The 20,860-nt window shown below is 29.0% G+C and carries 21 protein-coding genes; 9 read left to right on the forward strand and 12 right to left on the reverse strand.

The features are described from left to right. Nucleotides 1-43 precede the first annotated feature (43 nt). From ETU08_RS06065 to fmt, 3 genes are read right to left on the reverse strand one after another with little or no spacing between them, the layout of a single operon-like run. On the reverse strand, nucleotides 44-793 hold the full coding sequence (locus ETU08_RS06065) for a hypothetical protein (RefSeq protein ID WP_146262130.1): 750 nt from the start codon (nucleotides 791-793) through the stop codon (nucleotides 44-46). Further along, nucleotides 780-1,604, reverse strand: coding sequence for an HAD family hydrolase (locus tag ETU08_RS06070; RefSeq protein WP_146262131.1), 825 nt, complete (start codon nucleotides 1,602-1,604; stop codon nucleotides 780-782). Before ETU08_RS06070 ends, ETU08_RS06065 begins: the two co-directional genes overlap by 14 nt. After that, nucleotides 1,604-2,569, reverse strand: coding sequence for a methionyl-tRNA formyltransferase (gene fmt / locus ETU08_RS06075; protein WP_146262132.1), 966 nt, complete (start codon nucleotides 2,567-2,569; stop codon nucleotides 1,604-1,606). The genes ETU08_RS06070 and fmt overlap by 1 nt, the downstream gene beginning before the upstream one ends. A gap of 171 nt (nucleotides 2,570-2,740) precedes the next feature. Here fmt and rplU point away from each other — a divergent pair, with 171 nt between their 5' ends. Both rplU and rpmA read left to right on the forward strand, forming a co-directional pair. Then, nucleotides 2,741-3,127: a 50S ribosomal protein L21 gene (gene rplU / locus ETU08_RS06080; RefSeq protein WP_146262133.1), complete on the forward strand. Its 387-nt coding sequence runs from the start codon at nucleotides 2,741-2,743 to the stop codon at nucleotides 3,125-3,127. 25 nt (nucleotides 3,128-3,152) lie between these two features. Continuing rightward, nucleotides 3,153-3,413: a 50S ribosomal protein L27 gene (gene rpmA / locus ETU08_RS06085; RefSeq protein WP_146262134.1), complete on the forward strand. Its 261-nt coding sequence runs from the start codon at nucleotides 3,153-3,155 to the stop codon at nucleotides 3,411-3,413. Between the two features lie 35 nt (nucleotides 3,414-3,448). Here rpmA and ETU08_RS06090 read toward each other — a convergent pair whose 3' ends face one another. The 4 genes from ETU08_RS06090 to ETU08_RS06105 are packed head-to-tail and all read right to left on the reverse strand — an operon-like array spanning nucleotide 3,449 to nucleotide 7,188. Further along, nucleotides 3,449-4,414, reverse strand: coding sequence for an acyltransferase family protein (locus ETU08_RS06090; protein ID WP_146262135.1), 966 nt, complete (start codon nucleotides 4,412-4,414; stop codon nucleotides 3,449-3,451). 3 nt (nucleotides 4,415-4,417) lie between these two features. Further along, nucleotides 4,418-5,188, reverse strand: a complete 771-nt coding sequence (locus tag ETU08_RS06095; RefSeq protein WP_146262136.1) for a TatD family hydrolase — start codon at nucleotides 5,186-5,188, stop codon at nucleotides 4,418-4,420. Nucleotides 5,189-5,220: 32 nt separating this feature from the next. Next, nucleotides 5,221-6,213 carry a GSCFA domain-containing protein gene (locus ETU08_RS06100; protein ID WP_146262137.1) on the reverse strand — a complete coding sequence of 331 codons (993 nt, stop codon included), beginning with the start codon at nucleotides 6,211-6,213 and terminating at the stop codon, nucleotides 5,221-5,223. Between the two features lie 3 nt (nucleotides 6,214-6,216). Beyond that, nucleotides 6,217-7,188 (reverse strand): polyprenyl synthetase family protein, encoded by a 972-nt coding sequence (locus tag ETU08_RS06105; protein WP_146262138.1) that lies wholly within the window; start codon nucleotides 7,186-7,188, stop codon nucleotides 6,217-6,219. A 132-nt stretch (nucleotides 7,189-7,320) separates the two neighbouring features. On the opposite strand from ETU08_RS06105, the gene ETU08_RS06110 reads away from it, so the two are divergent. Together ETU08_RS06110 and ETU08_RS06115 are read left to right on the forward strand one after the other, a co-directional pair. Beyond that, nucleotides 7,321-8,772: an ATP-binding cassette domain-containing protein gene (locus tag ETU08_RS06110; protein ID WP_146262139.1), complete on the forward strand. Its 1,452-nt coding sequence runs from the start codon at nucleotides 7,321-7,323 to the stop codon at nucleotides 8,770-8,772. A 17-nt stretch (nucleotides 8,773-8,789) separates the two neighbouring features. Continuing rightward, nucleotides 8,790-9,221: a hypothetical protein gene (locus ETU08_RS06115; protein WP_146262140.1), complete on the forward strand. Its 432-nt coding sequence runs from the start codon at nucleotides 8,790-8,792 to the stop codon at nucleotides 9,219-9,221. A 57-nt stretch (nucleotides 9,222-9,278) separates the two neighbouring features. Here the strand turns inward: ETU08_RS06115 and ETU08_RS06120 are convergent, their stop codons facing one another. The 5 genes from ETU08_RS06120 to rsmA all read right to left on the reverse strand — a co-directional run bounded on the left by ETU08_RS06120 (nucleotide 9,279) and on the right by rsmA (nucleotide 16,720). Continuing rightward, nucleotides 9,279-11,840 carry a phosphoenolpyruvate carboxylase gene (locus ETU08_RS06120; protein ID WP_146262141.1) on the reverse strand — a complete coding sequence of 854 codons (2,562 nt, stop codon included), beginning with the start codon at nucleotides 11,838-11,840 and terminating at the stop codon, nucleotides 9,279-9,281. 204 nt (nucleotides 11,841-12,044) lie between these two features. Beyond that, nucleotides 12,045-13,124: a DNA replication/repair protein RecF gene (gene recF / locus ETU08_RS06125; RefSeq protein WP_146262142.1), complete on the reverse strand. Its 1,080-nt coding sequence runs from the start codon at nucleotides 13,122-13,124 to the stop codon at nucleotides 12,045-12,047. Between the two features lie 12 nt (nucleotides 13,125-13,136). Then, nucleotides 13,137-15,575: an alpha-ketoacid dehydrogenase subunit alpha/beta gene (locus ETU08_RS06130; protein WP_146262143.1), complete on the reverse strand. Its 2,439-nt coding sequence runs from the start codon at nucleotides 15,573-15,575 to the stop codon at nucleotides 13,137-13,139. Between the two features lie 107 nt (nucleotides 15,576-15,682). Continuing rightward, complete coding sequence (locus tag ETU08_RS06135; protein WP_146262144.1) at nucleotides 15,683-15,934, reverse strand: YHS domain-containing protein; 252 nt, start codon at nucleotides 15,932-15,934, stop codon at nucleotides 15,683-15,685. A 21-nt stretch (nucleotides 15,935-15,955) separates the two neighbouring features. Continuing rightward, entirely contained in the window at nucleotides 15,956-16,720 is a 765-nt protein-coding gene (gene rsmA / locus ETU08_RS06140) for a 16S rRNA (adenine(1518)-N(6)/adenine(1519)-N(6))-dimethyltransferase RsmA (protein ID WP_146262145.1), read from the reverse strand. Nucleotides 16,721-16,810: 90 nt separating this feature from the next. On the opposite strand from rsmA, the gene ETU08_RS06145 reads away from it, so the two are divergent. The 5 genes from ETU08_RS06145 (at nucleotide 16,811) to panB (ending at nucleotide 20,843) form a co-directional block, all read left to right on the forward strand. Further along, nucleotides 16,811-17,701: a cell division protein FtsX gene (locus ETU08_RS06145; protein WP_146262146.1), complete on the forward strand. Its 891-nt coding sequence runs from the start codon at nucleotides 16,811-16,813 to the stop codon at nucleotides 17,699-17,701. Nucleotides 17,702-17,722: 21 nt separating this feature from the next. Beyond that, nucleotides 17,723-18,001 (forward strand): DUF3098 domain-containing protein, encoded by a 279-nt coding sequence (locus ETU08_RS06150; protein WP_146262147.1) that lies wholly within the window; start codon nucleotides 17,723-17,725, stop codon nucleotides 17,999-18,001. Then, on the forward strand, nucleotides 18,001-18,822 hold the full coding sequence (locus ETU08_RS06155; RefSeq protein WP_146262148.1) for an undecaprenyl-diphosphate phosphatase: 822 nt from the start codon (nucleotides 18,001-18,003) through the stop codon (nucleotides 18,820-18,822). Before ETU08_RS06150 ends, ETU08_RS06155 begins: the two co-directional genes overlap by 1 nt. Nucleotides 18,823-19,099: 277 nt before the next feature. Then, nucleotides 19,100-19,888 carry a hypothetical protein gene (locus ETU08_RS06160; RefSeq protein WP_146262149.1) on the forward strand — a complete coding sequence of 263 codons (789 nt, stop codon included), beginning with the start codon at nucleotides 19,100-19,102 and terminating at the stop codon, nucleotides 19,886-19,888. 139 nt (nucleotides 19,889-20,027) lie between these two features. After that, nucleotides 20,028-20,843, forward strand: coding sequence for a 3-methyl-2-oxobutanoate hydroxymethyltransferase (gene panB, locus ETU08_RS06165; RefSeq protein WP_146262150.1), 816 nt, complete (start codon nucleotides 20,028-20,030; stop codon nucleotides 20,841-20,843). Nucleotides 20,844-20,860 lie beyond the last annotated feature (17 nt).

Here is a 20,860-nt window from a genome sequence, read left to right on the forward strand (position 1 = left end):
TATCTTAAGAATCTGCTATTCTATTTATTTAATATAAATGGTATTATAAACTAAAATCTTTGTCGGAAAATACAGGATTAATCGTATAGCTATCTACTGTTTGCGTAGCTATCTGTCCAGGTACTATGGTTTTAATTTTTGTAGCTAATTTTATTCCTTGAAAATCTTTATAGTCTGAATATTCTTTTACCATATTCTCTCCTGTCTTTAAAATTTCTTCTTTAACTTTCAACCCTGTTTTTGCATCAAAATAAACAATGGTCTCGGCATCTTTATCTTTAAATTTAATTTTATGCACTTCATTTCCATTAAGAATACTTTTACCTAAATATTCTGAATTTTCATCAGCAAAATACAGTTCAGTAAAAATACCTTTTTTTTCTCTCATTTCTTTTTCTTTATCCTGTGTAAGAGCAGATAAATTGGAAATAGGCTTTAAACCGTCAAAACCCTGAACTACTTTTTGCCCCATAAAATCTACGATAGAAATGTATTTATTAGGTACTTGGTATTTAGTAACAATGTTTGCTTTAACATCCGTTGTACTAAATGTAATTTCTCCTTTAGATTCAAGGGTTTTTATACTTTCTAATTTTTCTTTACTTCCTGCTACCGCTTTATAATAATTATTCAAAATGGATTGAAGACTTGGTTCCTCTCCTTGTAAAAAATCATTTACAGCAATTACATCTTTAAGCTTAAAGCTTGATGCATTTAATAAATGAAATGAAATGAACAGAATTATTATAAATATCTCTCTTCTCTTACCTATAAATTTATTACTTGGTTGCATCTTTTCTTTGTTTAATCATTTCTTTTAGCACGCATAACACTCCATCTTCATCGTTAGTTTTAGTAACATAATTGGCATTTTCTTTTAAATAGGGATGTGAATTTTCCATAGCAAAACTAAACTTAGATTCTTGAATCATTTCTAAATCGTTCAAGTAATCACCAAAAGCCATAGTTTCCTCTTTATGAATTCCTAAAAGTCTTTGCACTATTTGAAGAGCTTTACCTTTATTTGAATCTTTTATTGATATGTCCAACCAATTCTTACCTGATACTTTTACCAAATAATCCTCTTTTAAATGTTCCACCAAAGGATATACATTTTCTTCTGACCCTTTAGTATTAAACACAGCAATTTTAACAATTTGATCGTCATTAATTGGTTCTCTAAAATTTGAAACAAATTTTCTTTTTGGATAATAAGGCGCTACAAATTTTTCAAACTCTTTTTTTTCTTCTACCATATAAGCACTTTTAACTCCACACAACAAAATTTCTGTACCTGGAAGATTTTCTAACGCATCTACCACCTTATATATTAATTCTTGAGATAGCTCTCCTACAAAAATTTTTTTATCTCTAAAAATTACATTCCCTCCATTCTCTGAAATAAAATAGATTTCATTCTTTATTGGGTTGAAGATTGAAGCTAAACTATCATATTGTCTACCACTTGCAACAACAAATTGAATTTGTAATTCTTTTAATTGTTTGTACAGATCAAAAAATTCAGGATTCAGTGTATAATCAGTATGGAGCAATGTCCCATCCATATCTGTAACCACTAATTTAACATTACTATAATCTATCATTATTGTACTTTTATATTATTTTTATCTATAAGCCCGTTAATAAAATCTGAAATATTCATTCTTTTTTTACCTTCCAATTGAATTTCTTTTGGAAAATAAAAGCCTTCTTTTATAGCTATTTTTAAAATATCTTTTCCTTCTATTATTATTTTCCCTATTGGATAATTATGAGTTTCTCTGCTATAATAGCCACTAAATATTTTAAAAATTTTAAATTTTTCGTCGTCGATAACTAAATGAGTGTAGGCTACCGGATAAGGACTTAAACCTCTTATTAAATTATGAATATTTTCTATACTATCTTCCCAGTTTATTATACAATCTTTTTTAAAAATTCTAGGTGCATATTTATATTCAATATCTTTCTTTAATTCTTGTTTTTCGGATTTTAATGTTCCGTCTTCCAACCCTTGCAAAGTTTTAACTACTAAATGAGAGCCAAGTTCTTGTAAGCGATCATGTAATTCTCCAGCATTTTCATTTTCGTTGATTGCTATTCGCTCTTGAAGTAAAATTTCTCCGGTATCTATCTTTTCATCTATAAAGAAAGTTGTTACTCCTGTTTCATTATCTCCATTGATAATTGAAAAGTTTATTGGTGATGCACCCCTATATTGTGGGAGAAGCGAGGCATGCAAATTAAATGTACCTAAACTGGGTAATGACCAAACTTCTTTCGGTAGCATACGAAAGGCAACCACTACCATTACCTCTGGTTTTAGTTTTGTTAATTCCTCTATAAAATTATTGTCCTTTAGTTTTTCAGGTTGCAATAAATTCAAATTATTCTTTAAAGCATATTTTTTAACTGCTGATTCAGATATTCTTTGTCCCCTCCCTGCTGGCTTGTCTGGAACTGTTACAACCGCTACTACTTCATAACCAGCTTGTATAATTTTATCTAATGGTGCTACTGCAAATTCGGGAGTTCCCATAAATACAACACGTAAGTTTCTTTCTTTCATTTATTAAATTTTTAAACTTAGCTCTTTTTGTTATTCTTACAAATATAAATAACTGTTTGCAGAAATGCATTCTTTATAATTTTATTTGTATACTAATATTTAGCTAATTACTTATATTTATAGAATTATTTTATTATATTTGCTGTCCAAAAAACAAAAAACGGATATTTTATGTATGCAATTGTAGAGATAGCAGGGCTTCAATATAAAGTTGAGCAAGATCGAAAATTGTTCGTGAATCGTTTAAAAGCTAATGCCGGGGATGAGGTTACTTTTGATAAAGTATTACTTACTGACATTGACGGTTCCGTAACAGTAGGCGCCCCAGCTATAGAAGGAGTGACTGTTGTCGCAAAAGTTTTAGACCAAGTAAAAGGAGACAAAGTAATTGTCTTTAAAAAGAAAAGAAGAAAAGGTTATAAAGTTAAAAACGGACATAGACAGCAATTTACTCAAATACAAATTGTTTCTATAGGTGGTGTTGCAGCTCCTAAAAAAGCAGCAAAGAAAGCAGCTCCTAAAACTGAAGCAAAGGAAGAAGTAAAATCAGAAGATTAATTTTAACTAAAAAGAAAATTATAGCATGGCACACAAGAAAGGAGTTGGTAGCTCCAAAAATGGTAGAGAATCTCACTCTAAAAGATTAGGCGTGAAAATTTTCGGAGGTCAAGAAGCCAAAGCAGGAAACATTTTAGTAAGACAAAGAGGTACTACTCATCATCCTGGAGATAATGTAGGAATCGGTAAAGATCATACTTTATTTGCTCTTATTGATGGTGTTGTTGTTTTTAGAAAAAAACAAAATGATAGATCTTACGTTTCTATAAAACCCAATGAGGCTTAAGTAAAATTTTTTATAATAAAAAAAACCGATAAAATTTATCGGTTTTTTTTATTATAATTACTATTAAAAAAATCTAATGGATGCATTATAAATTGTATTATTCTAAAATTACTAATATAGATACATAAAGTTATAATAATTATTGTACTAATTATATTTATAAGTAAATTAGGTTGAATTGAAAATCTTGGGAAGATTATACTGTAAATAATTACTTCAAAAATAAAATGCATTAAATATATCTCCAAAGTTTTAGTTCCAAACTTACCTATATTTTGAGGTGTAAGATTTATAACCGCTATTGAAGTAATAATGGCTAATAAATAAGCTTGAAGTCTATAAAATAATCCTACTAAATTGGATTGAAAATATACTAGATAACTTCCTTCTCCAAATAAAGAGAGTCTATAGCGTATATCCATATTTTTATAAATAAATACAAATAAAATTATTAAATATAGAATAGAATAAAATTTATTAATCTTTCTTATTCTAACCATAGTAATTTTAGAACTAAGAACACCTAACAAAAAATAGGGAAAAAAGGTTATTAATCTAAAAAATTCAATATTAAAGGGTAGAAATCCTAGTATTATTGGCACTAAAAAAGATATAAATAATAAATTTATAATTGAAATCCTACCTTTAACGATTACATAAATAAATCTCCATAAGAACAATCCTAATATATACCAACCTTTAGGTCTAATAAAGACTTGCAACCAGTTTTCAAATCCTAAGAACATCGATGGTATTGAGTATATGAATTGAAATATAGTAAATGTAATAGATAATCCTATAAAAAATTTCTTATATTTTTTCCAAGTAATATTTTTTGAAAAATATCCTGAAATAAATATAAACAAAGGCATATGGAATGTATACAAAAAACCAAATAAAATATGATCAGATTTAGTAGTACTAGTATCTATAGTGTGCCCAAAAACTACTAAGCATATGAGTAAAAATTTTAAAGAATCAAATAATTTATCTCTTGCCACTCTTTATAATTTAAAAATTTTTAATGCATTTTCAGTAGTTTTCTTGCCTATTTCATCAATATTAATTTGATAGATATCTGAAAGTTTATCTGCTACATATTTAATATAAGAAGATTCATTCCTTTTTCCTCTAAATGGTACAGGTGCTAAGTAAGGTGAATCTGTTTCTAAAACAATAGATTCTAAGGGAATTTTATTTAAAAACTGATCTATTTTTCCATTCTTAAAGGTTACTACACCACCTATACCTAAAGAAAACCCTAAATCTATAAATTCTTTTGCTTGTTCTAAAGTTCCACTGAAGCAATGAACAATCCCATATAAATCGGAAGACTTTTCTTGCCTTAGAATTTCTAACACTTCTTCAAAGGCTTCCCTAACGTGAATAACAATAGGCAACTGGTATTTCTTTGCTAATTCAATTTGTTCTTTAAAAGCTATTTTTTGTATTTCCAAGGTAGAAGTATCCCAATACAAGTCAATTCCAATTTCTCCAATAGCTGCAAATTTTTCTTTTTCTAATTGATCTTTAACAAAAATTAGCTCTTGTTTATAATTTTCAGGTTTTACATCGCAGGGATGAATTCCTATCATTAAAAAAATTTTATCTGGATGATTTTCTTGTAAATTCTTCATTTTAGAGTAATAAGCTGAGCTTATTGAAGGTAAATAAAATCTTCCTACTCCTTCTTCAACAGCTCTTTTTATAGCCTCTTCCCTATCTTCATCAAATTTTTCTGAATATAGGTGTGTATGTGTATCTATAAATTCCATATTTACTTTATTATTAAAGACTTAAAATAGAATTACGTATTCTCTATTCTGTTTTTTAATAAATGATATTCTAACTGCATAGATCCTTTAGGTAATAAAGGTTCTAAATCTTGTATATTTTTTAATATGTTATATAAAAATTTTTTATGCGCTATCGTACTTTCATTTTGTGCTTTATGCTGTAAGGATAGTTTAATTTTATCAATTCTTTGCATAATTGATTCCACTTCATTACTCATAAAGGAATTTTTAAATTTATTCCATATATATTGAATAGCCACCTCATTGGGATGAACTAAATCTTCTTTATAAAAACGATAATCTCGCAAATCATCCATAATAAATTCATAAGCTGGGAAATATTCACAATTATCATACAAGTCCACCACAGAATGTATGACGGATAACAATTGAGCCTTACTTCTATTATTTTCTACTAAACCATCTTTAATATGCCGTACAGGGCTTAAAGTAAATAGAATTTTCACCTTATCTTTACCTAGATCGTTAAGCATCTCCACTATATTTTTTAATGAAGTTTTAATCTGGTGTTCGGTGAGTAATAGTTTGTTAAAATTGGAATTTGGAATTTTATGACAATTAGCAACAATTATATCAAACTGCTTTAATTTGTAAATCCAAGATGTTCCTAAAGTAATAATTATTAAATCAGTATTTCTTAGAAAATCGTGAGCGGTTTGTATATTTTTATTTATTTGGTTTAAAATAGTTTCTGCATTTACTGAATCAAAAGTAGAGCTATGATCCCAACTTATATAAAGTTCTTCATACTTATATATTTCAGAACTTATGTACTCTTGATTGGAATAAATTCTCATCAACGCATTTTCAATCGCTAAGGGGTGAAATAATATTCCGAATGGATTATGATAAGTATTAAATTTATAATGTATCAGTTTTTGGGCTATTTCTGTAGCAAAGCAGGATCCAATAGTAAAAATTTTGCTATTATAATCTAATTTTAATTCATTGGTTTGATATTCAAGCTCTGTTCTAAATATCATAACTTAACTTTTTCTTATTAATAAATTATCAATAAGCGTTAAAAGAGGTTGTTTTTTCTCTTCCGTTAAATTTATTGCATTTAAATGTTTTTTTGCTTGATTGTTATATTCATTGACCAATTCTAAACATTTTCGATCAACTTTTAATTTTTTAAATAATTGAACAACGTTAGATATTTTTTCTTGACTTTCTTCTCGTATTTCATACCAATATTGTAACTCTTTCTTTTCTTCTGGATTAGCGTTTTCTTCTGCTAAAATGTATAAAATTGTTTTTTTATTCTCATAAATATCCCCTGCATACTTTTTACCAACCTCCTGCTGTTCTCCAAATACATCTAAATAATCATCCATGAATTGAAAAGCTATTCCTAAATATTTACCAAATTCATACAAGTTTGAAGCATTTTCACTTGAAGTTTCTGCTAGCAATGCCCCCATCTTCATAGAACAAGCACATAATACTGCTGTTTTACCCGTTATCATATGAATGTATTCATCAAAAGAAACTTTATTTTGGGTTTCAAAATTCATGTCGTATTGTTGACCTTCACAAACTTTCAAAGCAGTTTCACTAAATAACTGAAAGCAGGGCTTAAATAATTGTGGTTCAAGATCCTCCAACATTTGAAAAGATTTCACTAACAATGCGTCTCCTGATAAAATTGCTGTATTTTCATTAAACTTTTTATGTACAGTGGGTTTTCCTCTTCTTAAAGGTGCTTTATCCATAATATCGTCATGCATCAAAGAAAAATTATGAAAATATTCAATTCCTAACGCTGGTTTAATTACTTTGTAATAATCTTCTTTAAATAAATGGTAAGTCATTAAAACCAAAACTGGACGCAAATGTTTCCCCCCTAAATCTAAAATATAGTTCATAGGCTCATACAATTCTTCCGGTGCTGTATTAAAGGCATTTTTAATTATTTCTTCTTTTATTAAACCTCTATATTTTTCTAAAAAATTCATTTTGCATCCATTGTATCACACAAAGATAGTGAATATCTTTTTCCATCTTATTTTTGATATCCTCCATTTAAATATAAAATTTCTCTCTTATATTAAAATTAATTGGGTAATTTAGATTTTAATTCTAATGAAATGAATACCGACTTAATTGAAATAAAAAATGCAATTCCAAGAATTAATTTTTTTTCTTTTTCTACTCCCATTAACTGGAAAATAAAAAAAGGAGAACAGTGGGCTGTGATAGGAGCCAATGGTTCTGGTAAAACCCTACTCATAGAAATTTTAACCGGGAAATATGGATTGAAATCCGGAGAAATTTCATGTAAGGATGAATGCGGTAAACAATACTCAATTAGAAATTTTGTAAAGTATGTTGCTTTTAAAGATATTTATTCTCTTACCGATTGCAGAAATAGTTATTATCAACAACGATGGAATATAGGCTTAGAAGAAGATATTCCTTTAGTAAAAGATTTTCTAAAACAAGAGGATAATCAGGAATGGGTCAATCATTTAATTTCTACTTTTCGAATTAATGATCTTTTAAATAAAAAAATTAATCTTCTTTCAAGTGGAGAACTTAGAAAGTTTTTATTAGTAAAATCTTTAGCTTCTAAACCTAGAATTTTAATTATAGATCAGCCTTTTATAGGGCTTGATTCACATTCAAGACGTGTTTTAAATGAGGTATTCAATGATTTAATTAAATTCACAGATTTACAAATCATTCTTTTAGTTTCCGATATTGCTGATATACCACCTTTAATTACGCATATTTTACCTATAATAGATTGTAATATTTTACCTTTTCAAAATTTTACAGATTTTATCAATAATAAAGACCTTCATAAAAACTTGTTTAAGTCTAGAATTGACAATCATTTGTTTTCTAAATTGCCAAAATCACAAATTGTAATAAGCTACAATAACGCTATTTTATTTAAAGATATAAATATTTCCTACGACAAACGAACTATATTAAATCATCTATCTTGGACAGTTAAAAAAGGGGAAAAGTGGGCTCTTTTAGGTCCTAATGGTTCTGGAAAAAGTACTTTATTGAGTTTAATTGTTGCGGATAATCCGCAAGCTTATGCCAATGATATTACCCTTTTTGATCAGCCACGTGGTACGGGTGAAAGCATTTGGGATATAAAGAGAAATATAGGTTATATTTCTCCAGAAATGCATTTGTACTATCAAAAGAATGTTTGTTGCTTAGATGTTGTCAGTTCCGGTTTCTTTGATACCATCGGCTTGTATAACAAATGTTCTGAAAGCCAAAAAGAAATTGCTTTATTATGGATGAAAATTTTAGGCATTGAATCTCTACATTCAAGCTCATTTTTAAATATATCCACAGGTGAACAACGCCTAGTTTTACTTGCCAGAATTTTTGTTAAAGATCCTTCTTTATTGATTTTAGATGAACCTTTGCATGGATTAGACATGGATAATAAAAAGAAAATTATTAAGTTACTCAATTTATATTGTTCTTCTGATAAAACTGTAATATTTGTTAGTCACTATAAAGAAGAAATTCCTGAAATTATTAATCATGAATTAGTATTAACGAAACATTAATTATTTATTTATTTTTTATGAAAAGAATTTCATTACTAATAATCTTTGAAATTATTATTTCTGCAATTGCTGGGTATTTAATGTCCTTAATGTCTTTTATCGGAAGAATGGGAATAAACCTTGTACGTACTGAGTATAAAGTTTTTAAAACTTGGTGGAAAACTGCTTTAATAATTTTCAGTATTCAAATTGTGTTAATTTTTATTCAATGGATCGTAAAAAGAGGTTGCACATTAAGTGCTTCACGGATAGTGTTCTTTTTTCTCTTACTAATTGGCGTACTTGGATTAGCATATACATATTATGATTTTTCAAGTGTTTTTGAACATCGCTTGATGAAAGACAAATTCCACCTAGGTGGATATTTATTTTGGATTGGATGGATTTCGTCTAATCTATATTTTTTAGTTACTCCTTACACTAGAAATAATAAAATGGTAGAATCTTAAAATGGTCATTAAAAAAAGGTTGGCTTTCAAGCCAACCTTTTTTACTTTATCTTTAAACTATGCAGAATTACGGCTTGCATTTATAATTCCAAACAGTGTTCGTACTAACATTCTTTCATATACGATTCTTTCCTCATCATTCTCAGTCTCGTTTATTTTCTGTAATGCAAATTGCTGAATTACTAATAAAGGAAGCATTATTTTTTCTCTACATAAAACTGACATTCTATTGATTTCTTCCTTCTCCATTAAAACCTTTTGCTTAGAAACTTCCAATAACAAATCATACGTTAATTTAAATTCCTCGTTTAAAATATTCCAAAAATCAGAGAATTTATCATTATCTTTCATGTAAGAAGTCAATTTGAAATTACATTTTATCATTGACATCATACTATTTTGAACTAAGGTTCTAAAGTACAATGAATGTTCGTACAAATCTTGCAACTCAGACAATCTTCCTTGTTCTTTAAATTCTTGTATAGCAGTTCCAAAACCAAAATATCCTGGAACATTTTGTTTTGCCTGGCTCCATGCCCCCACAAATGGTATAGCTCTTAAATCTTTAAACTGAAGTCCTGAAGAATCTTTTTTTCTTTTCGATGGGCGACTTCCTATATTAGCTTTACCGTAATACTCCACCGTAGTCCTTTCTTCTAAATAAGCAATAAACTGTGGATGCTCTTTGAGTTCCTCATATTTTTTATAACTTATTTTGGACAATTCATCCAAAATATACCGATCTTTAGGACTAAGTATCAATTGTTTATTTTCAAACACTCTGTTGGATATACCCGCTGTGATAAGCTGTTCAAAATTGTGTTTGGCTTGATTTATTGATCCATATGAAGAAGATATAGTTTGTCCTTGAATCGTGAGTTGTATTTGATTGGATGCAATGGTTGGTCCTTGGGAAGCATAGAACTGTCTTGTTTTTCCTCCTCCCCTTGCTGGTGGACCTCCTCTACCATCAAAAAATAATACCTCGATCTCATTATCCTTAGAAACCTTAGTTAATTCTTCTTTTGCTTTGAATATAGCCCAGTTGGCTTTCACATATCCACCATCTTTGGTTCCATCGGAAAATCCTAACATAATCGTTTGTCGTTTTTCTCTCCTCATTAAATGTTCCCTATATAAAGGTAGATTATACAATTGTTGCATGATGCTTTCTGCATTGTCTAAACCTTCTACTGTTTCAAACAAGGGAATAATATCTAGCTCTATATCTTCTTTTTTATATCCACAAAATTCAAATAAGGCAAATACCTCCAATACACTAAAAATAGAAGTAGAATTACTAATTATATAGCGGTGAATTGCATGAACACCATTTTCTTCCTGTATTTGTTTAATTTGTTTAATGTTCCTAATGGTATCTTTTATAATATCTTCCTCAAAATCTGATTCTTGAATTAAAATATTGGACTGGAATAAAACATAAAATTTTTCTTCCTTATCCATTTCATCGTAAGATTTTTCAGAAAGATTGTACCTCTTTACAATTGCATTTAAAATCTTTTGATGAATACTACTGTCCTGCCGTATATCTAAGGAGGCAAAATGCATTCTAAATGTTTGTACCTGACGTATGAATCGATCTAATTCATTTAAAAAAATACCGTCATGATCATCTACCAAAATTCTTCTTATTTCTAAAGCTTTTTCAAGAATAATTTCTGTAGTTAAACCTTTTTTAACTCCAAAAGAATTATCGTAAATCAATTGACTTAGTTCTCTTAACTTCTCATATACTCCTCTAAATGTGAGTCTTCTGGATATTTTTTTAAGATCATTATAATAGCATTTCATAATGCTAGTTCTTAATTCTTGTGTAACTTTTTTGGTGATACTTGAAGTTACATATGGGTTTCCATCTCTATCACCTCCCGGCCAAAAGCCAAGTTCCATAATTGGTATAAAGTCTTTATTTTCTGAATAATATTCAGAAAATAATTTTTCATGCAGTTGTCCTATAGCATCGTAATACACATATCGTAAATAATAGATGATACTATTGGCTTCTTCCAATGGAGTGAGTTTATTTTTATTTATAAAGGGGGTTCTTCCTAATTGTTGTAATAAATTGTTAATCTGAGTAATATCGTTATCTTGTATCGCCTCTGTAAGGTCTGATATTATTCTTAAAACCGTATTTGGATAAAACTGTGTGGGGTGCGCAGTAAATACTACACGTACTTTAAAAGTTTTTAGTTCTTCGTAAACTTCTTTTAATTTGTTTTGCTGCTGAGCTACTTGATAAAGATTCTCTAAAGTTCCATTCTGATGGTTAACGGCTATAATTTTATCAAAAGATGCGTCTTCAACAGAATCAAATAAAACAACTTGTCTTTCTATAAATTGAATGATTCTAAATAAAAGTTCATTTTTGTCCTCTTCTTTATTTAAATATGCATATTTGTTTAAGAAAAACTCTATAATATCTTTAGGATTTTTCTCTTTATTCAATTCTTCGTTAGCCAAATCGTATAACATAGGGGTTAAAGCTCCTAACTTCCCCATATCATGATAAGGCAAATTGGCAAATAAGCTATTGTATACTATGTATTTATTTTCTACTTCTTGTCTAAAAGTAGATTCAGAAACATTTTGATCCATATATCAACTCGTTGTGTTTAATGATTTTTAAAATTCTATAATTTATACTTTTAAATGAACGACCAAAATATCCATAGAGTTTAGTTAAATTTTACTATTGTTTGAGTATATAAATATCATAATTTTTTTATAGAATTCATAATTTTAAGTGAATTATTTCAACTGATAAATTGAATTATGAACAATATCCTGAGCAATAAAATTTTACAAGTTATATAAAGAATAATTGGAACTTATGTTTTGAATTATACTCTCTGTTCTATCTTTATGAGTATCCGATAGAAAAATTTGTCCAAAATTTTCATCTAAGACTAGCTTTAACAATTTTTCCACTCTTTCCTCATCCAATTTATCAAAAATATCGTCCATTAAAAGAATAGGATTTTTCTTAGAATAATTTTTTATAATTTCTAACTGAGCCAACTTCAATGAAATTAGAAATGATTTTTGTTGACCTTGAGAACCTATCTTTTTTATCGGATGGTTAAATAACTTAAATAATAAATCGTCCTTGTGAATTCCTTTTGAAGTATAGGTGGAATTTCTGTCTTTTAATAGATTTTCTTTTAATAGATTTTGAAAAGTTGTTTCGTGTAAATCAGAAATATATTGAATATCTACGGATTCTTCTTGATTGGATAGAATTGAATAATATTTGCTAAAAACCGATACAAAATCTTGTATAAATTGTATTCTAAATTTATAAATAGTGTTTCCGTTTTTAATTAATTCATCATCATAAATTCCTAGACTAAAAGCGTCAAAAGTATTTTGTACCGAAAACAATTTTAGTAATGCATTTCTTTGCAATAGTACTTTTTGGTATCGTATTAAACAATGTAAATATTCAGGATTTAGTTGACAAATCATATTATCCATAAACTTTCGCCTAAATTCACTACCCTCAGCTATCAAATTTTGATCATAGGGAGAAATCATCACACATGGATATTTCCCTATATGTTCTGACAGCTTTTCATAAGATTTATTGTTTTTTTTTAATACTTTTTTCTGACCGGTTTGTACTAATAACTTGATGATATCTTGGTTATCCTGATTTTTAAAAATTCCTTCTAGTGAAAAAAAATTCTCTCCAAAACGCACATTGTTTTGGTCAGAATAATTTAAATAACTCTTTGTTAAAGATAAATAATAGATAGCATCTAAAACATTAGTTTTCCCCTTGCCATTATTACCAACTAAACAGTTAATTTTGTTTGAAAAGGAAAAATGTTTTTCTTCAAAATTTTTAAAGTTAAATAATTTAAGGCTTTCTAAAGTCATCCTATAGAATAGTTATCTAATTGGTGGATATTCCGTTGGATTTACTTCATGCATAATATTGTAAACTTTTTCAATAACATCATCAACTGAAGGTTTAGAAAAGTAATCCCCATCTGTGCCATAAGCCGGGCGGTGTTCCTTAGCTGTTAGAGTTACAGGTGCAGAATCTAAATACTGAAAACCTCTCTGCTCTTCAATAACTTTATGCAATAAATAAGCACTTGCACCGCCTGGTACATCTTCGTCAACGATTAACAATCGATTGGTTTTCTTTAAGCTTTCGACTGTTTGATGTTTAATATCAAATGGAATTAATGATTGAGCATCTATAATTTCTATGTCAATTCCTAAAATGGATAATTCTTTTGCTGCTTCTGTAACTATTTTCCAACATGCGCCGTAAGTCAATATAGTTATATGTTTACCCTCTTTAGTCACTTCAACTTGTCCTACTGGTGTTGTAAACTCACCAAGATTTTTTGGCAATGGTTCTTTTAATCTATAACCATTTAAACATTCAACGATCATACAAGGATCGTCCGACATCATCATAGTATTATAAAATCCAGCTGCTTGTACAAAATTCCTAGGCACCAAAAGATAAATTCCTCTTAAATAATTAAGAATACCCGCCATGGGTGAACCTGAATGCCATATCCCTTCTAAACGATGTCCTCTTGTACGAATAATTAAAGGCGCTTTTTGCCTACCTCCTGTTCTATAACGCAAACTTGCCAAATCATCGCTCATGGTTTGAATTCCATACAATACATAATCAATATATTGGATTTCCGCAATAGGTCTTAATCCTCTCATTGCCATACCTATTCCCTGCCCAATTATAGTTGCTTCTCGAATTCCTGTGTCAGAAACCCTAAGTTCTCCATATTTTGCTTGTAGACCTTCAAATCCTTGATTTACATCTCCAATTTTTCCCAAATCCTCTCCAAAAGCAATGAGCTCAGGATATTTCATCAATAGTTTATCAAAATTGTCTCTTACAATTAGCCTTCCGTCTACTAATTTTGACTCTTGATCAAATTCAGGTGCTATATATGGTATATTTAACGCTGATTTTGTTGTATCTGAATATAATTTTGTATTATAATTATCCTCTTCTCTCTTTAAATTTTTATTGAACCATGTGATAAGATCTGACTTAGCCGCTATATTTTCATCCCTTATTATCCTTAAAATCTTCCTAACAAAATGATAGATTTCTCTTTTATATGGATTAGTAATTTTTAAAAAAATATCTTTTTGCTGACTAATAAATACTTTTTTGGAACTTTGTAATTCTAATAAATTCACTAGTTGCATGGCTTCACTTTTAATGGAATTTAATGATTCTCTATACTGATTCCATGCTATTTTTTGATGTTTCTTCACTTCTTCTTTCACAGACTCCTCTAACTCTTCCAACTCATTTTCTGAAATTAAAGATCGTGAAGTGTTATTATCTAAATTTGGGACTTTAAAGTCTAATATCCACTCTTTAAATTTTTTTAAACAATCAAACTCTTTTTCCCATTGCAAACGCTCTTTAGACTTGTATCTTTCATGAGACCCTGAGGAAGAATGTCCTTGAGGCTGTGTTAATTCATCTACGTGAATAATTACAGGAACATGTTCATTTCTGGCTAACTCTTCTGCTTTGCTGTAAGTTTCAATTAATTCTGGGTAATTCCATCCTTTCACATGAAAAATTTTACAGCCTTTTTTCTCACCGGATTTTTTTTCAAATCCTTGCAATAGTTCTTTAAATTGTTTTTTGGCTCTTTGCTCCGTAGAATCAACAGAAATCCCATATCCGTCATCCCATATGGAAAGAACCATAGGGATTTGTAAAGCGCTGGCTGCATTAATGGCTTCCCAGAAATGTCCTTCGGAAGTACTTGCATCTCCAATGGTACCAAAAGCGATTTCATTTCCTTGATTTGAAAAATTGGATTGTTTTGACAATCCTTTTTCTTGTCTATATATTTTAGAAGCATAAGCCAATCCAAATAATCTAGGGATTTGTCCTGCTGTGGGAGAAAGATCCGCTGCATGATTTTTTTGTTCTGTAAGATTTTTCCAATTTCCATCAACATCTACTAAATGCGTCGCATAATGAGCATTCATCATTCTCCCTCTGGATTGTGGTTCTCTCTCCGGATCTGCATCAGCATACATTTGAGAAAAAAAGTTTTCAATTGTTATTTCGCCTGTAGCAAAAGCCAAGGTTTGATCTCTGTAATAACCAGAACGAAAATCTCCATTTTTAAAAACTTTAGCCATTGCAATTTGTGGCAATTCTTTTCCATCACCTAAAATAGCAAACTTAGCACTTCCAGACAATGCTTCCTTTCTGCCTAAAATACTACATTCTCGGCTTATTAAACAAAGTCGATAGTCTTTTAAAATTTCTCTTTTAAACTCATAAAAACTTAATGCAGATTCTAATTCCATAGAACTATTTTCTTCAACCACTACTCTTTACTTTTAAACGAACAAAGTTACAGAATTTTGCATAAAAATTCTTTCCAAAGAATGTTTTCGTATTTATACGATGTTTATTACTTATTTAGGTATTGTTGAGAATTTTTTTCAAAATCAGTTTTACATTTACTACTGCAAAATCCATAAAGTTTACCATTATAGGTAAGTGTATCTCCCAAGTGTTTGGATGTTTCCATTTCACACACAGGATCTAATTGATTTTCAACTTTAACATTTGAGAGATTATTTGCATTCTCTAGCATATCTGATTTTTTTTCGCATGCGATTGCTAAGAATACAACTGAAGATATTAAAATGAGTCTTTTCATATTGATTAATTTATAATTGAATTAACTGTTCTGCCATTGTTGGGTTAATTGTATAAAATTTTCTACAGACAATTGTTCTGCCCTAAGATTTAAAAATTCATGGTCATGCAAAGATAAGGGAACGCCTAAAACTTTTAGCGCATTTCTTAAGGTTTTTCTTCTTTGGTTAAATCCTGCTTTTACAATTTTTATAAATAATTCTGATTCTACTCCCTCAATTTGTTCTCGATAACGAGAAAGGCGAATAACTGCCGACTTTACTTTGGGGGGTGGATTAAAAACATTTTCGTGTACTGTAAACAAATATTCCGTTTTATAATATGCCTGAGTCAAAACTGAAAGTATTCCGTAAATCTTCGATCCTTTTTCTGCAACTATTCTTTCCGCAACTTCTTTCTGAAACATTCCAACAACTTCAACAACTTGCTCTTTATTTTCTAAAACTTTAAATATTATTTGAGATGAAATATTATAAGGAAAATTTCCAATGATTGACAAATTCTTTGGGACAATTTGATGAATATCAATTTTTAAAAAATCATCAACAATTTTAGATTTTAACTGTGGATAATTAATTTTTAAATACTCAACAGATTCATCATCTATTTCTGAAAGGAATAATTCTACATTTTTGTTTAATAAAAATTGAGTTAATACCCCCGTACCTGGTCCAATTTCAAGAATTGTATCGTAATTTTTATAGGTTAAAGAATCTACAATTTTTGATGCGATATTTAAGTCTTTTAAAAAATGCTGCCCTAAGTGTTTTTTTGGCTTTACTTTCAAAATATTCTCTTTTCTTTTAACATTATTTTATACCCAAAATTACATTTAAATCTATGAAGATTTTATACTTTAGCAAACATTTTATAAATTATGGCAATCAAAGCAGATAACTTAGATAAAAACAGGCTACGCTCATCCAATATTACTGTAGTTATTAGTATAGCTATGGTTTTATTTTTAATTGGGATTATTGGATTAATTATTATTAACACTAATTCTTATATTGATTATCTGAAGGAACAAATGGTTATAGAAGTTTTTTTTAAAAATGAAAAAAAATCTAACCCCAACAGCCAATCTCAGGTTCAGTACGTAGATAGCTTAAAAGGTCATCCTTACGTAAAATCTATTAAATACATTACCAAAGAAGAGGCTACTGATATTGGTAAAAAAGAACTGGGAGTGGATTCTCAGGTGTTATTTGAAGAAAATATTTTCCCTGCTTCAGTTATAGTTGGATTAAAGCCTGAATTTATTGATTCTACACATATTGAAACTATTAAAAAACAGCTGATAAAAAATCCTATTGTTGATGAAATAAAGTCTGACAATAGCCTTTTAGAAAAAATGGATAAGAGTGTTAAAAAAATAACCATTGGAATTTCTGTCTTAGCCATTATTATTTTGTTTATCGCTGTATCGCTTATAAACAACTCCATCCGTTTAAAAATTTATTCTAAAAGATTCATTATTAAAACCATGCAGTTGGTGGGAGCAAAACGTTCGTTTATTATACGTCCTTTTATAACAGAATCTTTAACTTTAGGTGTTTTAGGAGCCTTTATAGCTTTGCTGTTGCTGTTTGCTACCAACTACGTTATAACCAATGTTTTACACATTCTTCCTCCAATTATAGTTTTTAAAAATCACCTTATATTAGCTGCTTTTATTCTTGTATTAGGTATATTAATAACATCTTTAAGTACTTGGTTTGCAACATGGAGATTTTTACGCTTAAAGTCTAACGATTTGTATTATTAACAGTATAAATTTTTATTTAAAATGAAAAAAAATTCAGAAAATAAAAGTGATCTTCTTTTCGGTAAAAAAAATTATATTTTCATGTTCATAGGAGTTGCTGTTATAGCTTTAGGTTTTTTACTTATGACTGGCCCTGATGCAAATACGGTGAATGGAGTTTACGATCCTAATAGTTGGAACCAAGATATATTTAGTTTTAGAAGAGTTCGCTTAGCACCGACGCTAATCATTCTTGGTTTTATCATTGAAGGTTATGCAATAATGATCCATCCTAATCCATCCAAAACTAATAAAAAATAATGAATACTTTAGAAGCTATTATTATTGCTGTTATTGAGGGATTAACAGAATACCTTCCTATTTCTTCAACAGCCCACATGATTTTTACTGGTTCCTTGTTAGGCATTGAGGAGAATAACTTTGTTAAAATGTTTGAATACTGCATTCAATTTGGAGCAATATTAGCTGTCGTTGTATTGTATTGGAAAAAATTTTTTGATTTAAAAAAAATCAATTTTTATTTAAAACTTGTATGCGCCGTTATTCCAGCTTTAATATTAGGCAAGCTTTTTAGCGATAAAATTGATGATGTTCTTGAGAAACCTGAAATCATTGCGATCGTTCTTGTTTTGGGAGGAATTGTTCTACTATTCATCGATCGTTTTTTTAAGAATCCAACTATCCTAAAAGAAGAAGATATATCTATAAAACAGGCAATTACTATTGGATTTTGGCAATGCTTAGCAATGATGCCTGGAACTAGCAGGTCTGCAGCATCTATTATAGGTGGAATGCAGCAAAAACTAAGCAGAGAGGTTGCCGCAGAATTTTCTTTCTTTTTAGCTGTACCGACTATGTTGGCAGTAACCGTTTATTCCTTAACTCTTAAAACTTGGGAAGAAGGTGATTTAAAAATGAAAGGATATGAATTGCTATTATCAAACTCTGAACATTTTGGACTGTTTATCCTTGGCAATATTATAGCCTTTGTGGTTTCAATTTTTGCAATTAAATTCTTTGTAGGAGTGATAAAAAAGCATGGTTTTAAAATCTGGGGTTGGTATAGAATAATTATAGGAACTTTATTACTGATATACTTTTATTTTTTTCAGCATAAATAGTTTACTAGACTTTAAATTATTTATATAAGTTTATCATGCTTTATACACCCATTAAAATCTTCTTTAAGATATCTTAAACAATTTTAATTGTTTAAATGTTCTTACCTCACAACCTAATAAAATTTAGTATAAACCGTGGTTAGCTGTTTTTATAAGTGATTTCCATTATCTACGTCGTGTTCATAATCTTTAAAATTATATAAAGAAGACTAGACCTATAGTAATTACTTTTAAATCAATATAAATAAAATTTAATAACTGATTGAATCTATCAACTATGAAATCATTCCGAACTATTATTTTTCTTGTTTTATTTCTTAACTTCACTATACTTTTTGCACAAAAAGATAGCCTAAATCTCACTTTAGAATATCTACCTAATAAAAATTACACTTTTAACTCTGACATTCAAATGATTATTGAAGGCTGGGAGAATAACACTATCAATTACACGAACCAAATTAAAAATCTGTATTCAAAAATAATATCTACTGGAAATCTAAATAATAATAAATTCCCATTTTCAATAAGGTTTAATGATGAAAATAATATTGATTTAAATAAATATGAATTCAAAGGCATTTGTTCCCCCCTTGAATACCCTAAGATATCTTATGTAGTACCAACTATAGAAAATAAGGATATTGAAAACTTTTATTTGAATTATATACAAGAAGCGATTAAAGAAATTCCTATTTTAACTAAAAAGTTAAAATTAGGTGAATCTTTCACCACTAGTTCTCCATTAAAATATACTTTAAGTGAATTTTTAAGTTTAGATTTGTTAGTTCTAAAACATTATACTTTAGTTAAAATAGATTCTAATTATGCTTATTTTGACTATGAGATGAAAGCATCCATTAAGAACTTTGAATATATGGATATAAAATATTCCGGAAAAAGTTCAGGTAAAGGAAAGCTTGTTTATGATATAAATAATCATTTCTTTATCTCTAGCAAGAATAATGAATCAATATTAAATCTTAATATGCTTCATCAAGGCAAAACAAGTTTGTTAAAGATTAAAACTTTTATTAATGAGGATATATTAATTCATGAAAACTAAATAATTCTTATTACTAATCATAGTTATTTAAACTTACAAATCCATTCAATACTTTAGTTTATTTAATTTATTTTCTATTAACTTTATAATTTAAAAAACTAAATGGAAGAAAATTATTTCTTTTTAAAATATTTAAAATATGTCTGTACACGCCAAGATAAATAAGGTAACTGTTGAAACTTTAAAGAAAATGAAAGCTACTGAAAATAAAATATCAGTACTTACAGCCTATGATTACACAACGGCAACTCTAATTGATCAAGCTGGTATAGACGCCATATTGGTTGGAGACTCTGCTGCTAATGTAATGGCTGGATATGAAACTACACTCCCTATTACCTTAGACCAAATGATTTACCATGCGCAATGTGTAGGTAGAGGGATTGAAAAAGCTTTACTCATTGTAGATCTTCCATTTGGAACCTATCAATCGGATGCTAGGCAAGCTTATCATTCTGCGGTAAGGATTATGAAAGAAACTTCGGCTTCAGCCATAAAAATTGAAGGTGGAATAGAGATTAAGGAGTCCGTGAAAGCGATTGTAAATGCTGGAATTCCTGTAATGGGACATTTAGGACTTACTCCCCAATCTATCAATCAATTAGGATCATTTAAGTTAAGAGCAAAAGAAAAACAGGAAGCTGAAAAGTTAATTTCAGATGCTTTACTTTTAGAAGAACTGGGTTGCTTCTCCATAGTTTTAGAAAAAATACCTTCGCAGTTGGGAGAAGAGGTTAGTAAACTATTAAGTATTCCAACCATTGGAATTGGTGCAGGAAATAAAACTGATGGGCAAGTACTTGTCATTCATGATTTATTAGGTTTAAATCCTCATTTTAAACCCAAATTCGCAAGGCAATATGCAACACTCCACGAACAAATAACTAATGCCGTCTCTTGCTATGTAAAGGATGTTAAAGAAGAAACCTTCCCTAACCAAAATGAAAGTTTTTAGCAAAATTTCAAATTTAA

The sequence above is a fragment of the Apibacter muscae genome (genome assembly GCF_007845635.1).
Classification (GTDB): Bacteria; Bacteroidota; Bacteroidia; order Flavobacteriales; family Weeksellaceae; genus Apibacter; species Apibacter muscae.

What these genes read in the sequence shown, in the direction of transcription:
- ETU08_RS06065 (WP_146262130.1), bottom strand. Translation starts at nt 793, where the DNA reads ATGCAACCAAGTAATAAATTTATAGGTAAGAGAAGAGAGATATTTATA.
- ETU08_RS06070 (WP_146262131.1), bottom strand. Translation starts at nt 1,604, where the DNA reads ATGATAGATTATAGTAATGTTAAATTAGTGGTTACAGATATGGATGGG.
- fmt (WP_146262132.1), bottom strand. Translation starts at nt 2,569, where the DNA reads ATGAAAGAAAGAAACTTACGTGTTGTATTTATGGGAACTCCCGAATTT.
- rplU (WP_146262133.1), top strand. Translation starts at nt 2,741, where the DNA reads ATGTATGCAATTGTAGAGATAGCAGGGCTTCAATATAAAGTTGAGCAA.
- rpmA (WP_146262134.1), top strand. Translation starts at nt 3,153, where the DNA reads ATGGCACACAAGAAAGGAGTTGGTAGCTCCAAAAATGGTAGAGAATCT.
- ETU08_RS06095 (WP_146262136.1), bottom strand. Translation starts at nt 5,188, where the DNA reads ATGGAATTTATAGATACACATACACACCTATATTCAGAAAAATTTGAT.
- ETU08_RS06100 (WP_146262137.1), bottom strand. Translation starts at nt 6,213, where the DNA reads ATGATATTTAGAACAGAGCTTGAATATCAAACCAATGAATTAAAATTA.
- ETU08_RS06105 (WP_146262138.1), bottom strand. Translation starts at nt 7,188, where the DNA reads ATGAATTTTTTAGAAAAATATAGAGGTTTAATAAAAGAAGAAATAATT.
- ETU08_RS06110 (WP_146262139.1), top strand. Translation starts at nt 7,321, where the DNA reads ATGAATACCGACTTAATTGAAATAAAAAATGCAATTCCAAGAATTAAT.
- ETU08_RS06115 (WP_146262140.1), top strand. Translation starts at nt 8,790, where the DNA reads ATGAAAAGAATTTCATTACTAATAATCTTTGAAATTATTATTTCTGCA.
- ETU08_RS06120 (WP_146262141.1), bottom strand. Translation starts at nt 11,840, where the DNA reads ATGGATCAAAATGTTTCTGAATCTACTTTTAGACAAGAAGTAGAAAAT.
- recF (WP_146262142.1), bottom strand. Translation starts at nt 13,124, where the DNA reads ATGACTTTAGAAAGCCTTAAATTATTTAACTTTAAAAATTTTGAAGAA.
- ETU08_RS06130 (WP_146262143.1), bottom strand. Translation starts at nt 15,575, where the DNA reads ATGGAATTAGAATCTGCATTAAGTTTTTATGAGTTTAAAAGAGAAATT.
- ETU08_RS06135 (WP_146262144.1), bottom strand. Translation starts at nt 15,934, where the DNA reads ATGAAAAGACTCATTTTAATATCTTCAGTTGTATTCTTAGCAATCGCA.
- ETU08_RS06145 (WP_146262146.1), top strand. Translation starts at nt 16,811, where the DNA reads ATGGCAATCAAAGCAGATAACTTAGATAAAAACAGGCTACGCTCATCC.
- ETU08_RS06150 (WP_146262147.1), top strand. Translation starts at nt 17,723, where the DNA reads ATGAAAAAAAATTCAGAAAATAAAAGTGATCTTCTTTTCGGTAAAAAA.
- ETU08_RS06155 (WP_146262148.1), top strand. Translation starts at nt 18,001, where the DNA reads ATGAATACTTTAGAAGCTATTATTATTGCTGTTATTGAGGGATTAACA.
- ETU08_RS06160 (WP_146262149.1), top strand. Translation starts at nt 19,100, where the DNA reads ATGAAATCATTCCGAACTATTATTTTTCTTGTTTTATTTCTTAACTTC.
- panB (WP_146262150.1), top strand. Translation starts at nt 20,028, where the DNA reads ATGTCTGTACACGCCAAGATAAATAAGGTAACTGTTGAAACTTTAAAG.